Annotated in this window: 14 protein-coding genes; 4 read left to right on the forward strand and 10 right to left on the reverse strand. The window is 52.5% G+C overall.

The window, feature by feature from the left end:
• Nucleotides 1–30: 30 nt before the first annotated feature.
• Nucleotides 31–240, forward strand: a complete 210-nt coding sequence (locus ATL17_RS16525; protein WP_133573959.1) for a cold-shock protein — start codon at nucleotides 31–33, stop codon at nucleotides 238–240.
• A gap of 105 nt (nucleotides 241–345) precedes the next feature.
• Here ATL17_RS16525 and ATL17_RS16530 read toward each other — a convergent pair whose 3' ends face one another.
• Nucleotides 346–1032: a GntR family transcriptional regulator gene (locus ATL17_RS16530; protein WP_133573960.1), complete on the reverse strand. Its 687-nt coding sequence runs from the start codon at nucleotides 1030–1032 to the stop codon at nucleotides 346–348.
• A gap of 116 nt (nucleotides 1033–1148) precedes the next feature.
• Between ATL17_RS16530 and ATL17_RS16535 the strand changes: the two genes are divergently transcribed.
• From ATL17_RS16535 to ATL17_RS16545, 3 genes are read left to right on the forward strand one after another with little or no spacing between them, the layout of a single operon-like run.
• Nucleotides 1149–1814, forward strand: a complete 666-nt coding sequence (locus ATL17_RS16535) for an aspartate/glutamate racemase family protein (protein ID WP_133573961.1) — start codon at nucleotides 1149–1151, stop codon at nucleotides 1812–1814.
• A complete protein-coding gene (locus tag ATL17_RS16540; protein ID WP_133573962.1) occupies nucleotides 1807–3171 on the forward strand; it encodes a dihydroorotase in 1365 nt (454 codons plus the stop codon). Before ATL17_RS16535 ends, ATL17_RS16540 begins: the two co-directional genes overlap by 8 nt.
• A gap of 51 nt (nucleotides 3172–3222) precedes the next feature.
• Nucleotides 3223–4008, forward strand: coding sequence for an SDR family oxidoreductase (locus ATL17_RS16545; RefSeq protein ID WP_133573963.1), 786 nt, complete (start codon nucleotides 3223–3225; stop codon nucleotides 4006–4008).
• Nucleotides 4009–4030: 22 nt separating this feature from the next.
• On the opposite strand, the gene ATL17_RS16550 is transcribed toward ATL17_RS16545, so the two are convergent.
• The 9 genes from ATL17_RS16550 to ATL17_RS16590 all read right to left on the reverse strand — a co-directional run bounded on the left by ATL17_RS16550 (nucleotide 4031) and on the right by ATL17_RS16590 (nucleotide 15346).
• Nucleotides 4031–4699 (reverse strand): HAD-IA family hydrolase, encoded by a 669-nt coding sequence (locus ATL17_RS16550; protein WP_166639086.1) that lies wholly within the window; start codon nucleotides 4697–4699, stop codon nucleotides 4031–4033.
• Nucleotides 4689–5777, reverse strand: coding sequence for an ABC transporter ATP-binding protein (locus tag ATL17_RS16555; RefSeq protein ID WP_133573965.1), 1089 nt, complete (start codon nucleotides 5775–5777; stop codon nucleotides 4689–4691). The genes ATL17_RS16550 and ATL17_RS16555 overlap by 11 nt, the downstream gene beginning before the upstream one ends.
• A gap of 27 nt (nucleotides 5778–5804) precedes the next feature.
• A complete protein-coding gene (locus ATL17_RS16560) occupies nucleotides 5805–7538 on the reverse strand; it encodes an ABC transporter permease (RefSeq protein ID WP_133573966.1) in 1734 nt (577 codons plus the stop codon).
• 63 nt (nucleotides 7539–7601) lie between these two features.
• Nucleotides 7602–8936, reverse strand: a complete 1335-nt coding sequence (locus tag ATL17_RS16565) for an extracellular solute-binding protein (protein WP_133573967.1) — start codon at nucleotides 8934–8936, stop codon at nucleotides 7602–7604.
• A 167-nt stretch (nucleotides 8937–9103) separates the two neighbouring features.
• Nucleotides 9104–10468, reverse strand: a complete 1365-nt coding sequence (locus ATL17_RS16570) for a sigma-54-dependent transcriptional regulator (RefSeq protein ID WP_133573968.1) — start codon at nucleotides 10466–10468, stop codon at nucleotides 9104–9106.
• Nucleotides 10461–12491 (reverse strand): ATP-binding protein, encoded by a 2031-nt coding sequence (locus tag ATL17_RS16575; RefSeq protein WP_133573969.1) that lies wholly within the window; start codon nucleotides 12489–12491, stop codon nucleotides 10461–10463. Before ATL17_RS16575 ends, ATL17_RS16570 begins: the two co-directional genes overlap by 8 nt.
• On the reverse strand, nucleotides 12488–13729 hold the full coding sequence (locus ATL17_RS16580) for an ABC transporter substrate-binding protein (protein ID WP_133573970.1): 1242 nt from the start codon (nucleotides 13727–13729) through the stop codon (nucleotides 12488–12490). Before ATL17_RS16580 ends, ATL17_RS16575 begins: the two co-directional genes overlap by 4 nt.
• 71 nt (nucleotides 13730–13800) lie before the next feature.
• Entirely contained in the window at nucleotides 13801–14679 is an 879-nt protein-coding gene (locus tag ATL17_RS16585) for an ROK family protein (RefSeq protein ID WP_133573971.1), read from the reverse strand.
• A complete protein-coding gene (locus ATL17_RS16590) occupies nucleotides 14672–15346 on the reverse strand; it encodes an N-acetylmannosamine-6-phosphate 2-epimerase (RefSeq protein WP_133573972.1) in 675 nt (224 codons plus the stop codon). The genes ATL17_RS16585 and ATL17_RS16590 overlap by 8 nt, the downstream gene beginning before the upstream one ends.

Genomic DNA, 15346 nt, shown 5'->3' on the forward strand with positions numbered 1-15346 from the left:
GCGCTGAGCTTTCTATATAAGGTATTCGCCATGACAATCGGCACAGTTAAATTTTTCAATGCAACCAAAGGCTTCGGCTTTATTTCACCTGAAGATGGCACAAAAGATGCTTTCGTTCATATTTCAGCTGTTGAACAAGCTGGACTTTCTGGCCTCGCTGAAGGTCAAAAAGTTTCTTATGAGCTAGAGAGCGGCCGTGATGGCAAGCAATCTGCTGCCAATCTTTCTTTGGCTGACTAAGACGATTTGGGCCGCATCTTTTGCGGCCCTTTTTTTGAAAGGTCACAAGATGACCGATACTGAAAAAGCACGTGAGCAAGCTGAAAAGCAATTTGCAGTGCTGCACTAGAACGTTACGTTCAATTCTGTTTGCGAAATCAGCGCTTGCAGCAGGCCTTGCCTTGTATTTTCAATATGCTGAGCCATTTCCGCGCGCGCCTGCTCAACATTACGCTCACGCAAGGCGGTCACAATTTTTTGGTGATCGCTATTGGTCTCAAAATTCACGTCTCGGGCGCGGGTGCCCATATATAAAAAGCGGGTTCCCTCTTCCAAATGCCGCATGATCAGCGTGTGCAATCGCGGATTTTTTGATCCTTGGGCGATGGCCGCGTGGAACATTTGGTTGCGGGCCACAAAGCCCTTAGTGCTCATGCCCTCCCCCATCACATATTCTGCCTCGGCCAATTCCTCCAAAACGGATAGCTCATCAGCATTGATATGCGTGGCGGCCAGTGCTGCGGCTGCCCCTTCCAATATGGCGCGTACGGCAAATAGATCATTCATGTCTTTCACCGTAACCGGCGTCACGCGATAGCCGCGACGGGGAAAAGCTTCCATTAAGCCTTCAAGGCACAAGCGGCTCATGGCTTCGCGCACGGGCGTTTTGCTCATGGCGAGCTGTTCCGCCAGTTCCGGCTCTGACACATCCGACCCCGGCGCCAACTCGCACGTAATCACCTTTTCACGCAGCGCTAAATAGGCTTGCTCGGTCAAAGATGTAGATTTTTTTGTTTTTATCTCTTGGTCCATGGGCCCGTCCTGCGCGTCTTGTCTCTCTCTTTTGGCCAATCATTGCCCGAAAGTCAAAATAATATGCTTGTGATATATTACGTAATATTTTAAAAGCGGACTCATCGGAGGACCCAATGGCAAAAATTTTGGTGATCAATCCAAACAGCTCCAAATCGGTGACCAAGTCGATGGATGAATGTTTGGCAGAGTTGAAACAACGCACAGCGCATCAGGTAGACTGTATCGAGTTGGCAAAATCACCTCCGGGCATTGAAAATGATGATCATGTGATTGAAGTAGTGCCACATATTTTGGACGCGGTGGCGCAAAGCGATGCCGATGCATTTGTCATCGCCTGCTTCTCTGATCCGGGCATTGACGCTGTACGTGCGGCGACCAACAAACCTGTGTTTGGCATTGCCGAAAGCGCCTATCTCACCGCCCTTGGATTGGGCGGTGCCTTTGGCATCATCTCCATGGGGCCCTCGTCCATTGGACGGCACCTTCGCTATTTGGAGAAATTGAAACTTGAAAAGCGCATGGCGGGCGACCGCGCGATCAATATCAGCGTGCCGGAATTGATGGCCAGTGATGTCACCCAGGGCTTGGGTGAAATTGGCGCCACGTTGCGGGATCAAAATGGGGCAGATGTGGTGATTTTGGGTTGCGCGGGCTTGGGCCTTTATCGTGAGGCGCTGCAAGCGCACCTGCATGTGCCGGTGGTGGACCCGGTGCAGGCAGGCACAATCATGGCCATCAATGCCCTCGATTTAAATTATGGGAGAACAAGCAATGTTTGATTTGGTGGTGCAAGGCACGGCCGTATTGCCGGAAGGCGTGCGTGACAATGTGTGGATTGGCGTCAAAAACGGCAAAATCACCGCAATCGGTGAAGGCGATGCGCCTGATGCGAAAGAGCAGCATAAAGTCACCAATGGGTTGATCTTGCCCGGCGTGGTGGATGGTCAAACCCATGCCTGCTCTTATGGCGGCTTGCCCGGTATTGAAAGCACCACTCGCTCGGCCATCGCTGGCGGTGTGACCACACTCGTAGATATGCCCTATGACAATCCAGACCCGCTGAACACTAAAGCGCGGTTGGACGACAAAGTGCGCGTGATCGAAGATGTCGCTCATGCGGATATGGCGCTTTATGCCACCGTGGCCCCCGGGCAGGATGTGAGCGAAATTGGTGCGCTGATTGAAGGGGGCGTGGTGGCCTTTAAAATCTCCACTTTTGAAAGCAACCCCACCCGTTTCCCGCGCATTCAAACGCCGCAAATCTTGGAAATATTTGAAGCATTGGCCCCAACCGATATTCCGTTGGGCGTGCACAATGAAGATCAGGACATGGTCCATGCCTATATGGCCAAAGCAAAAGCTGAGGGCAAAAATGGGCTGGTCGCTCATTCTGAAAGCCGCCCGGCTTCTGCCGAAATGTCAGCGACAGCGCAATTCTTGGAACTGGGCGCGGCGGCACACGCCCACGCACATATTGTGCATCTCACCACCGCACGCGGTTTCCAGCTGGTGGACAATTATGCCTTTGATGGCTATCGCGCCACGGGCGAGTTGTGCGTGCATTATTTGTGGTTTGACCCGGAGATTGATGGTGAGGAATTGGGCGCGAAAATGAAGGTGAACCCACCTATTCGCCCCGGTGAAATCGACGCGTTGTGGGAAGAGATTTTGGCGGGCCGCGTCGGCTTTATCAGCTCTGACCATTCAAGCTGGCCGATCGACAATAAGTTTACCCCCTCCATCTTTGATGCGGGTGCGGGCATTCCCGGCCTCGAAACCTTGCTGCCCTGTTTCTACACCGCCGCCGAACAGCGCGGTTTAGAAGCGGCGTCGCTGACAGCAGAAATGTTGTGCGAACGCCCGGCCCGCTTTTTCGGCATCTGGCCGCAAAAGGGCGGCATTCAATTGGGCGCCGATGCAGATTTCGCCATTTTGAAAAATGAGCCACAAATCTGGGATTCAGCCAAAGCCCATGACGATCTCAAGTGGAGCCCCTTTGATAGCCGCACCTTCAGCGTGACGGTGGACCGCACTTATTTGCGCGGCCAATTGGCTTGGGATGGCGAAAAAGTCTGCAACGCCGCGGGCGATGGCGGCTATGTGCGCCGTGGCGACAGCAATTGGTTTGAAGATTAAGACACGGGTGATTTCGCCTGCGAGAAACTTGACTAAAGTTAGGAGTTAAACATGGATTTTGGAATTAAGGGCAAAGTGGCGTTGGTGTTGGGCGCAGGCGGTGGCCTTGGCGGCGCAATGGCCAATTCTTTGGCAAAAGAAGGGGTGAAAGTGGCCCTTGGCGACATTAATCTGGACGCAGCAGAAGCCAACGCCAAAGCCATTCGCGACAATGGCGGCGACGCCATCGCGCTTGAATGGGATTTGAGCAAGCTCGATCAAATTGACATCAATATTTCAAAAATTGAATCTGAGTTGGGCTCAGTGGATATTTTGGTCAACAATACGGGTGGTCCAAAGCCAAGCACTGTTTCAGGCCAAGCGCCAGACCTGTGGCGCGAAAGCTTTGATATGATGGTCATGTCCGTTATCGCCATCACAGATCGGGTGTTGCCGGGCATGAAAGAGCGCGGTTGGGGCCGGATCATCACCTCAACATCATCAGGCGTCGTGGCGCCTATTCCAAATTTGGGCCTTTCAAACGCGTTGCGTTTGTCATTGGTGGGCTGGTCAAAAACTTTGGCCCGCGAAGTGGGTAAAGATGGCATCACCAGCAACATCATTTTGCCGGGCCGCATCGCCACGCCACGCATCAGCTTTTTGGATGAGCAAAAGGCGAAGCGCGAAAGTAGAAGCGTTGAAGAGGTGTCGGCTGAAAGCATTGCCGCGATCCCTGTTGGCCGCTATGGCGACCCGAAAGAATATGGCGATGCCGCTGCCTTTTTGGCCAGCGACAAAGCCAGCTATATCACAGGCAGCACCATCCGCATCGATGGCGGCTTGATTGCATCTGTATAAAGCTGAAAAGGCGTAGCTTTCGCTACGCCTTCTCTTCTGTGGGTAGAAGATCAATCATTGTGTAATGATCGATCAGCAATTGGCAGGGCTGAGATTTCAGGCTGCCAAACCCTTGGGTGTGAAACGCAAATTCCACTCCGGCCCTATGAGCCGCTTCCCCATCAACATCACTATCGCCGATAAACAGCGTCTGCGAAGGTGCGTAATTGAACTGGCGTAAACAATGTAAAATGGGGTCAGGCGCAGGCTTCGGATTTTCCACGGTTTCAAAGCCGGCAATTTCATCAAAATAATGATCGATGCCATATCCGGCGAGAATTTTTCGCGCACGGGCCACAGGCCTGTTGGTGCAAAGGCCAATTTTGGCCCCTGCTTTTTTGATCTGTGCCAACAATTCATCCACCCCATCATAAAGCTGGCTATGTTGGCCATCGGCTTCATCATAGGCGCGTTCAAACACTTTGGTGGCGTCGATCAATTGTTGTGCCGTCAGGTCGGCCCCCACCCGCACCAAGCAGCGGGCAATGAACATTTCCTGCCCATTGCCGATGAAGCTTTTCACTTCATCGGCAGGGATTGAATCATGCCCAATGCTTTGGAGCATAATGGTGGCAGCGTGGTGGAAGTCACCCAGACTGTCCACCAAGGTGCCATCCAGATCAAAGATGATCGCACGATATTTAAGCGGCATGTTGCACTTCTTTTTTCGGCAGAAATACACCGCTTTTCTTGTTGATGTCGAGGCCAACTTCGGCACCGACCTCAAGCACAGGCTGGTCAAGCGCATGACTTTGGTCCACCACCATTTGGGTGTTGGCCACATCAACCAGATAGCGCACTTGTGCGCCTAAAAATTCACGGTGCACAATTTTACCGGTCAGCGCGCTGGCGCTGGGGTCTTGTCGCACAGCGATATTTTGTGGCCGCAGCACCAAATTGCCATCGCCGAAAACGGACGATTCAATGGCAATTTTTTCGCCAGTCACCAACTCAATTTGTGCCCCACCATCTGCTTTGGTGATTTCGCCTTCCAAAATATTTGCGGTGCCCAAAAAGCGCGCCACAAACAGATTTTCAGGGTGGTCATACAGCATTTGCGGGCTGCCAATTTGTTGCACCACGCCTTGGTCAAGCACGGCCATGCGGTCGGCCGTTGTGTTGGCTTCCTCTTGGTCGTGGGTCACAAAAATGGTGGTCAGCCCCAACTTACGTTGCAAGGCTAGTAGCTCGCGCCGCATCTGAACCCGAAGGCTTGCATCAAGGTTGGACAGGGGTTCGTCCAAGAGCAAAACATCAGGTTCGACAACGATGGTACGGGCGAGTGCAACACGCTGCTGCTGACCACCAGAAAGTTGAGACGGCATACGTTCGGCGTAATCCAGCAAGCCGACGAGGGATAGGGCCGCCTCAACCTTTTCGTTTATTTGATTGCTGGGGACTTTTTTCTCCACCAGGCCAAAGGCCACATTTTTGCGCACTGACATATGGGGCCAAAGCGCATAGCTTTGAAACACCATGCCTACATTGCGCTCCCAGGGGGGCAGGCCCGCCAAATCGCGGTCACCCACCAAAATCTTCCCCTTTGGGCGCGGGCCGAAGCCCGCTATTGCCCGCAGGAGGGTGGATTTGCCCGAGCCTGATGGCCCGAGAAAGGCGAAAAATTCACCGGCTTTAATTTCTAGATTTACCCCGGTCAGCACTTTGGTGCTGCCAAAGGAAAGATGCAGATCTTGGATCGAAATCCCTGCGCTTTTTTGAACAAGTGTCATTTGAGTTCCTCCACAAAGGGCGAGCGCTTAGCGCTCGCCTGTCCGGTGTTTCCGGTCACGGTCGATGATATATTGGGCCAGCAAAGTACCCGCGGCGACGATGATGACGGCGAATATGCCAAGGGCAGCCCCTGCCCCTCGTCCAGATGGGCTTTGCATGAACAAATAGATGCCATAGGCCAACGGCGCATCTTGGTCGGTTGAAACCAACATGATGGTGGCTGAAAGTTCCACAGCGGCGGTGGCAAAGCTGGTTACAAAGCCAGCCAAAATACCGCCAGACATCAAAGGCACCACAATTTTGCGGATGGTGCTTGAACGATCAGCGCCCAAACTTTCCGCAGCTTCTTCCAGCGAAATGCTGACCTGCTGCAACGCGGCGGTACATGCCCGCAAGGCGTATGGCAAACGGCGAATGGTCAGCGCCACCATGATGATGACCCACCAAGAGGCCAAAGGCTTGCCCACAAGCGGCACGTCAAAATCATTGAAGGTCCGCAAATAGCCAATGCCCAACACAACGCCTGGCACCGCAAGGGCGGCAGTCGCCATATAGTCCAGCCATTGGCGGCCAATGATTTTTGTGCGCAACACGATATAGGCAATGGCAGTGGCCAACACCACGTCGATCAAGGCGGCCAAGCCTGCATAAACAAGCGTGTTTTTGATGTAGACGCCTGATTGAGCAAACATGGTGCTGAAGTTTTCCAGTGTGTAGCCATCAGGCAGCGGGCTATAGGACCAGATGGTACCAAAGGCCAAAAGTGCCAAAGCGATATGTGGTGAAAGCACCATCAATAGGATCAAAATCACCACGCCATAAGCAAAGATGTTTTCTTTGGTGGAGAGCTTACGACGGCTCAAACCGCCCCCGCCTTTTTGCGTGGTTGCATAATCTTTGCCGCGCATCAGCAAGAAGCTGGCCCAAAGTGAGAACACTGAGAAGGCCACCAAAATAAAGGAAATCACATAGCCCATCGGGTCAGAGATGCCGATAGAGGAAATGCGCAAATAGGCCTGTGGCGCGAGCATATTGTTGACGTTCAGCAGCAAAGGCGTGCCCAAATCATCAAACACTTTGATGAACACCAGCGACGCACCTGCCAAATAGCCCGGCGCAGCCAATGGAAACACAACGCGGCGGAACAGGCGCAAACCATGTGCACCCAAATTCTGCGCGCTTTCTTCCATAGAGCGGTCAATATTGCGCAAGCTGGCGGAAAGGTTGATCAGAATGAACGGGAAATAGTGCACACTTTGCACCAAAATTACCCCGTTTAGCCCCTCCATAAAGGGAATATTGATGCCCAGATTACCCAGCAGCAAATTGAAGGTGCCGTTGCGGCCAAACAAAAGCTGCATCGCTATCGCGCCAACAAATGGCGGCATGATCAAGGGGATAAAGCCAAGGCTTTGAATAAGCATGGAGCCGCTAAACTCAAATCGTGAGGTGATATAGGCAAGCGGCAGGGCGAATACGCTGGCCAGCACTACGGACATGGCCGAAACGTAAAATGAGTTATAAAAGCTTTCCCGGAACAATGAGGAGCTGAAAAAGTCCCCAAAGTTTTGCAGGGTCAGGCCCCCGGTTTGCGGGTCCACAAAGGCGACATAGATCACCTTTGCCACCGGCAAAATCAAAAAGCCAAACAAAAGCGTTGCGATAAAGATGGCTGCGAGCACCGTGCCCGACAATTTTGGAAACAGCACATCTGTCAAGCGGCGGCGTGCAGGTGCCGCGCCAGCGGATTGATGAGTCATGATGGAATACCTTTGTGCCAGATGATGTGCTGGCCCAGCGGGCCAACACATCTATTTGGTCTGTTACAGCATTGAAGCTGCTTTATCGGCGAGTTCTTTCGCCTTTGCATAGTTGGCAGTCACTTGAGCATCCCACTCTTGCTCAACTTCAGCCTGACGACCTTCAACAACATCTTCAGCGGTTTTGCGCTTTGTTTTGAAGATGGCGTTAAAGTCTGGATCAAGTGCTGTTGCTTCATCGATCGGCATTTTCGCGATCAATGCGCGGGCTTCGTCAATCAAAGCTTGTGCTTCAGCATTGTCAGCATCGCCCAACTTTTCTTCGGCCATTTGCACGGCGCGCACTGCGTCCCGCAAATCATCCATCCGATAAGTGATCATCACATCGAACAAGGAATTCACCACATTGTAGCGAGCGCCTGATTTTTCAACGTCGAAGTTCACCGATGCTTCAATGGTGCCATTGAATGGGTTCGGGAAGTTTTCCGGCGCATTGGCATAAGCTTCAATGTTTACCGGCAAACGACGAATTTCAGGGTGATACAGCAATTCCTGACCAGGAACGGACAGCAAGAACTCGATAAAGTCTTTAGCGGCCTGCTCGTTCGGTGCATTGTTGATGATGCCCACATTGGCCGGCACAATCGCTGTTGTTTTTGGATAAACAAAATCAACAGGGAAGCCAGACGCCTTTGAGGCGAGGCCAAAGAAGTCAATCACGATGCCAAGGCCAAACTGACCTGAGTTCACACCGTCTGGCACACCAAAGCTACGCTCTGTTACTGTGGCAAAGTTACCAGCGATAAATTTCCACTGTGACCAGCCTTCATCCCAGCCTTCACCCTGAATAAGTGCTTCAACAGTCAGGTGTGTTGTGCCAGAGCGTGAAGGGGCAGACATGCCCACATGGCCGAAATATTCAGGTTCAGCCAAATCAATCCACTGCTGAGCAGGCTCAAGATCGTTACCTGCCAAATAGCGCTCATTATACATGATGCCATAGCCAGCAGCAGCGAAACCATTGTAGAACCCATCAGGGTCGTTCATGGGATAGCCAGCCACATTTGGTGGAATGCTATCGTTGCTAACACCGCTCTTCATCAACAAGCCATCAGATTTCAACACTTCAAACGCATCCGGTGCAGAAGCCCAGAAAATATCAGATGTGTTGGATGATGCTGTTTCCTGAATATATTTCACTGAGGATGAAGTCGACTTGTTGACGATCTCAACATCGACATCAGGATACATCTCTTCGAACTTTTGCTCGAAAGGTGTGGTCAGTGTTTTTGGAAAAGATGTCACCACCACCAACTTGTCTGCCGCGAAGGCAGAAGTGGCGCTTGCGGTTGCCGCAACAGCGACGCCTGCAAGCAGGGCGTTACGTAATAAATTCATACCGATTTTCCTCCCAAATCTAGGTATGCGGAAATTTCCGCACCCTCTTCATTGCAATCGGCGTGCCAATTGGAGGAAAAACTATAATTATCTGAAAAATAATAGAATTTTCTAAAATTTTACCAGACGTTTATGTGTCAATTCTGACCCATTGCGTCAATTTTGACTCACCCATTTGTGTCAAAATGGGCCTTGTCCAAATTATATTTCTTCATGCGCAGATAGAGCTTTTTGCGGGGCACGCCCAAGGCCTCAGCCGTTTGGGTAACATTGCCCCGATGATGGGTCAGTGCCTGCTCAATATATGATTTTTCAAATGCGCCCACCGCATCATCAAGCGGCAAATCGCCCAGTTCAGCGCCTTGATTTTGCAGTGGTTCTTTCGACCATTGCAGCGGCAAACCAATCACAAACCGCTCGGCAGCATTCTTCAACTCCCGCACATTGCCCGGCCAATCGTAGCGGGTGAGATTGTGGCGCAATGGGGCGCTGAGCTGCGGCACTTCGCGTTGATGCAAGCTTGCGGCGCGTTCGCAAAAATGCATGAAAAGCAGTTCCACATCGCTCTTGCGCGCCCGCAATGGTGGGATGTCGATGGAGGCAATGTTGAGGCGGTAGACCAAGTCAGCCCGTAGTTTTTCCGCCTTCACCAACTGATCCAACTCGCCCTTCACCGCAGCCACAACCCGCATATCCAATTTGATATTCTTGCTGCCGCCCAACCGGGTAATCTCCCGATTTTCCAGCACACGCAACAAGCGGACTTGGAAGTTAAGCGACATGGACTCCAGCTCATCCAAAAACAATGTGCCGCCATTGGCTGCTTCGAAATAGCCCACATGAACCTGATCCGCCCCGGTGAAGGCCCCTTTTTCATGGCCGAAGAACGCGCTGTCCACCAAGGTTTCAGGCAGGGCCGCGCAGTTTACCGCCACAAATGGTCCCTGCCCACGCGGGCCTAAGTCATGCAGCGCCCGGGCGATCACATCCTTGCCGCTGCCCGTTTCGCCGCGCACAATCAGATCCACGTTTAACGGGGTTAATGTGGCGACTTGTTCGCGCAGTTGCTGGGTGCTTTTGGCATTGCCAATCAGCCGGGCGGACAGTTGATCTTCGCCAACACGTCCCTTGAGCGCCCGCACCTCTTGCGCCAATTGACGCTTTTCAAGCGCACGGCTAAGCGTGGCCAAAAGCCGTTCGGGCGCGACGGGCTTTTCCAAAAAATCATAAGCGCCAGCCTTCATCGCCATCGTGGCCTCAGCCACTTGACCATGCCCAGTGATCATGATGACAGGCAATTCAGGATCGAGATTGATGGCATGGTCCAACAGCTCCAAGCCATTCATTTTCGGCATGCGAATGTCGCACACAATCACCCCATTAAATTGGCTGGTGATGTGGGGCAGCGCCAAATCTGCGCGCTCAAAGCTCATCACCCGATGCCCGGCCAGCTCTAGCGTGTCAGCGATTTCTTCCAGCAAATCCTGATCATCATCGATCAGCATAATTTGTTGTTTTAAAGTTCTATTCATCTGCCGCTCTTAATCCCAAACTCGCCGTGGCCCCCTGGTCTACATTGTTGCGCAGGTGTAGCACGCCGCCCAAATCTTGCGCGATGGTGTAAGAAATACTCAGGCCCAACCCAGTGCCTTTGCCCACCTCTTTTGACGTGACAAAAGGCTCAAAAATATCATGCTCTAATTGCGGAATGCCCGCGCCATTATCGATCACATCAATCATAACAAATTCGCCTTCAGGTCTGCCGATGATCTGGATGCTACCACTTTTTCGATTGGCTTCAGTAATGGCATCAATGGCGTTTGAAATAAGGTTCACCAGCACTTGCTCCACCAACAGCGGGTCACCACGTACCTGCCGCTTCAGACTTTTTGCGTCCCATTCAATTTTGACATTGGGCTGCTCGGCCAAACGTGATTGGAAAATTTCAACGGAGCGTTCCACAACAGGGGCCAAATCAATAGGTTTGATTTGATAATCCGAACGGCGGGCAAAATGCGAGAATTGCTTGACCAAAGCTGTCATCCGATCAGAAAGCCGCACGATCTTTTGCAATGGCTTTTCTAGCGTTTTCACGTCTGCCCCCTGCTCAAGCCGGGTCAAACTATTGTGCGCCGCATAGCGGGTGGCGGCGATTGGCTGGTTCAATTCGTGCGAAATGCCTGCTGACAATCGTCCAAGCGCGGCCAGCTTTCCGGCCTGCACCAGTTCCACTTGCGTTTGCTGCAATTTCTTGTTGGTGCGTTCGCGCTCCTCAATTTCTTTTTGCAAACGATTGAGAGTTTCTTCCCGTTCAATGACCGATTGGCGAAACACCTCAACGGCATTGCCCATGCGGCCCAGTTCGTCACTGCCTGTCATCTGCGCGGTGGGTTGATCCAGCTCACCCCGGGCGATGGCGCGCAAGGCATGGGACAGCGCTTGCAGCCGCGCCACAATGCGGCGGCGAACATAAAAAACAAGGATAAATGACATGGCCATTAACCCGATTAGGGAAAGCAGCACAATTTGAACGCTGGCATTTTGCATGCCAACAATCGCAGCATCGGCCACACTGATTGCAGTTGCGCGGCGTTGTTCGCCGGTTTCAGAAAGTTCTTTTTGGAACTGGGAAAGGCTTTGCTGGGCAGCAGCGAGTTCGAGCAAAACTTGCTGGCGGGTTTCAATCAATTGTTGCGCAATGGCGAAAACCCCTGTTTCAGCAATGGCAAGTTCGCGCAATGATTGGAGTGATTGCTCCAATGTGATCAGGCTGCTTGCATCGCCCAGCTCCTGCAATAGGCGATTGGCATGGTCCAAACTTTCGAGGGTAATATCGGCAAATTGTGCGAGGCTTTCGGCGCTTTGGGCATTGGTGCTTTGCAGCATCGCATTAATGGCAAAACTGCCCTCGCGCCCCACCTCCTGCACCAAATCGCGCTTTGCACTCTCGCTGCTCAAAAGATCAAAGGCCACCCGAAAATCATCACGGCCTTGCGAAGCTTCAATGCGCGACACAGCATTATCGATATTGAACGAAATATCGAGCAAAAGCGGTGAGATTTCAGACTGGAAATCCGCTTGCAGCCAGCGCAAGCTGGAAGCTTTGGCGATCAGATTTTCTTCAAGGCTGAATTGCTGGTCAGAGAAGCTCAACAACAGGCGAATATGCTCTTCAATCTCGTCGCGGGCGGACACCAATTCAGGATCGCGAACTTGGCTGATCCGATCTGACAGGTTCGACAATTGCTGATTAAGCGTTTCCTGATAGGCAGCACGGTCTTTGCGCAAGCGTGGCTCACTGAGAATCGTGGCCTGCGCGGCCAATTCTGTAACTGCCGTGGCGACTTCATTGACCTGCACAATCTCTGGCATTTGCTGCTCCACCAGAGCAGACATATCTTGGCTGAGGGTGGTGAAGCGCCACACCGCGGCCACGGAAATGATCGCCAAAATGGCGGAAATCAGCAGGAACGATGCAAATAGCCGACCCCAAACGCTGTAGGCGCCGGGGAGAACACTGAAAAAGCGATCTTTGAGTGAAGCCACCTCACTCATTTTCTGATCTCGCGCAGTTCATTTTCTGCCATATTGAGCAGCATTTCCGCTTGGGATTGCCACCGCACCTGAAACTTCTTTTGCTCCGCGGTCATGGGGGCATAGCGGTTGCCCGGCCCCGGCATGGGGCTTGGCTGCATAATCGCCACCTCATGCTCTTCAATCGGCATGGTCAGCAGATAAGTTTTGGCGAGATCAAGCTTGTTCCGATGCGCTTTGGCCAGTTCAGGATCGGCTTCAATGTCGCGAATATCGCGCCAAATGGCCCGACGGCGACCAAACTGATTGGTGATAAATTGATCAAATATCTCATTCACCATCCAATAGCGGCGGGCAGCCAATTCGGGGTCATATGCGGCCCAGCTTAACCGCAAAGCGGCGTTCAACGCGGGGTATTTCTCGTAAGACAGGGTTTTGCGCAATTCCGCATCTATTGGCACCCGGTTGATGTTGGGCGTGAGCAGAATTTTCTGCCCCTCTGGCGAAAGCACAAAATCAATAAACCGATCGGCCAGATCTGGTGCGCCACCGCCACGCAGTTTGGCGATGCGCCCGGGCACCAACATGACCGGACGCCCATATTGAAAGCTCAGTTCTTCCTCAGAAATGGCGAGAAAATCGATGTTTAAGCCAATCTCAAACCGTTCAGATTTCAGACCATCAATCACCCCAAAGCTGCGCGACGTGATGGTGGCGAAATTGGCGCTTAGTTGCAGCACATATTGCCACCCATCTTCCCAGCCCCGATCTTGCAAAAATTGTTCGACGATTAGATGGGTGGTGCCTGAACGTGAAGGCCGCGCAATGCCGATACGGCCATCAAACCGGGGCTCAAGCAATGTGTTCCAACTGCTTGGCACCTTGCTCAAACGGTCAGTTTTCCAGCTCCAACCAACCGAAGACAGCGCAAAATCATGATGCTTTTTGCCCTTATAGGGCGCGAGATGATCAAAATCGACCAGCATGTCAAAGGCTTCAGGCGATGACGCCCAGAAAAGATCAAATTTACGACCATTGCCCAAAGCGACTTCGCCCAGAGCATGGTTGGTATTTTTATTGAGCACCAGCACATCAATATCAGGATTTTCGCGCTCGAAACCTTCCACAAACGGGCCAAAAACCCGTTCGGACATTGAGGTTAAAACCCGTAATTGCTGAGATTTTTCTTGCGCGTAAACTGGCACCACCGCGCCAATCATAACGATCAGCAAAGCAGCACAAAGCATTCGATTGATCATGTTTCTCCTCACCCGAGGATCAACAAATACAATAATAATATGTGCCAAGGCAAATGGTTACATTGCGCGACTTATGCACACAGGGCGCCAAAAAGTGGACTGTCGCCACCCAAATGTGCGGGCAGAATTTCTGGCTGAAACAGCGCGGGTTCATTTTGCAAATGATTGATGATCAACTCAATATAGCCATCGGCTAGGCCAATTGATCCGCCAATTGCCACGCGCTCCAAGCCAAAAATGCTGGTCAGGTCTGCGATTTGGATGGCGATGGCTTCTGCGGCGCGGTTGATGATTTCGCTGGCCCAAATGTGGCCTTCAAGATGCGCTTGAAAAACCTGTTTTGCGTCATAATCTGAATGACCAGCTTCAGCGGCCAATTGTGCGATGGCGCGGCCACCGGCGATGCTTTCCACTGTGCCAAAACGCCCGCTGCCGCATTTGGCATTGCCTAAGGGAGAGCGCATAAAGCCGATATGACCTGCTAAACCGTTTGGGCTGGTGATTGGATGGCCATTAAGCACGATGCCGCCGCCAACACCGGTTGAAATGGTGATATAGCCAAATGCGCTTACGCCCTGCCCTGCCCCGAAATGGGCTTCGCCACAGGCGGCAGCGGTTGCGTCATTTATGATGGTGATGTTTTGCCCAAAGCGGACCCGCAAGGCGTTGCGCACATCAATATTTTTGATTTTGGGCAAGGTGCCGCCATTGACTGCGGACCAATGTCCAGCCTGATCAATTCGGCCCGTGAGGGCGACGCCCAAGCGATCATTTTGCTGAAAACCCAATTGGTTGAGCAGCTCGCCTATGCCATTGCACAAATCGCCAAAAGGCGCACTTGCTTGGGTGGGCATTTGCACTTTGTCGACCAATTTGTTGGCCTCAAATCGCGCGGCGGCGAGCTTGGTGCCGCCAAGATCTATGGCGAATCCATTCAGCATTTTAGCCATTTGGGGCCTCAGCACAAAACCAACTGGTCATGATTTCTAATCGGGTCAAGGCAGTGCCAACGGTCACGGCATCTGCCCCGTGCACAAAGCCTTCGCGGACGCGGTCGGGGCTGGAATATCGCCCTTCTGCCATGGTGAACAAGCCAAGCTGTTTGAGCTGCCGCACCATAAAATAGTCGGGCATATCTTCATCTGTGGCCGTGGGGGCGTCGACATATCCCGATAGGGTTGAGCCCAAAATCTGGGCGCCTTCGGTGACCGCGCGTTCTGCATCGACCAAGCTGCTGCAATCTGCCATGGGCAGCTTGCCCAGCGCAGTGATGGCGACGGCCAACTCGCTTGTTGAAAGCGGGCGCGGGCGGTTTGTGCCGTCATAGGCAATCACATCTGCGCCTGCGTCAGCCAAGGCTTCCACATCTTCCAAATAGGGCGTGATGCGCACGTCGCTGTCTGGCAAGTCGCGTTTTACAATGCCGATGATCGGCACGGAAATATGTGGTCGCGTGGCCCACACCTTGTCAGCGCCTTCAATCCGCACCGCCTTTGCGCCGCCCGCCACCGCGGCTTGCGCCATGGCGGCGACAATATGCGGCTGATCCATTGGCCCATGGTCAACCGGCTGGCAGGATACGACAATCCCGCCGCGCATCTGGTCTAAAATAGACAT

This window comes from Maritalea mobilis, from assembly GCF_004363175.1.
Taxonomy (GTDB): domain Bacteria; phylum Pseudomonadota; class Alphaproteobacteria; order Rhizobiales; family Devosiaceae; genus Maritalea; species Maritalea mobilis.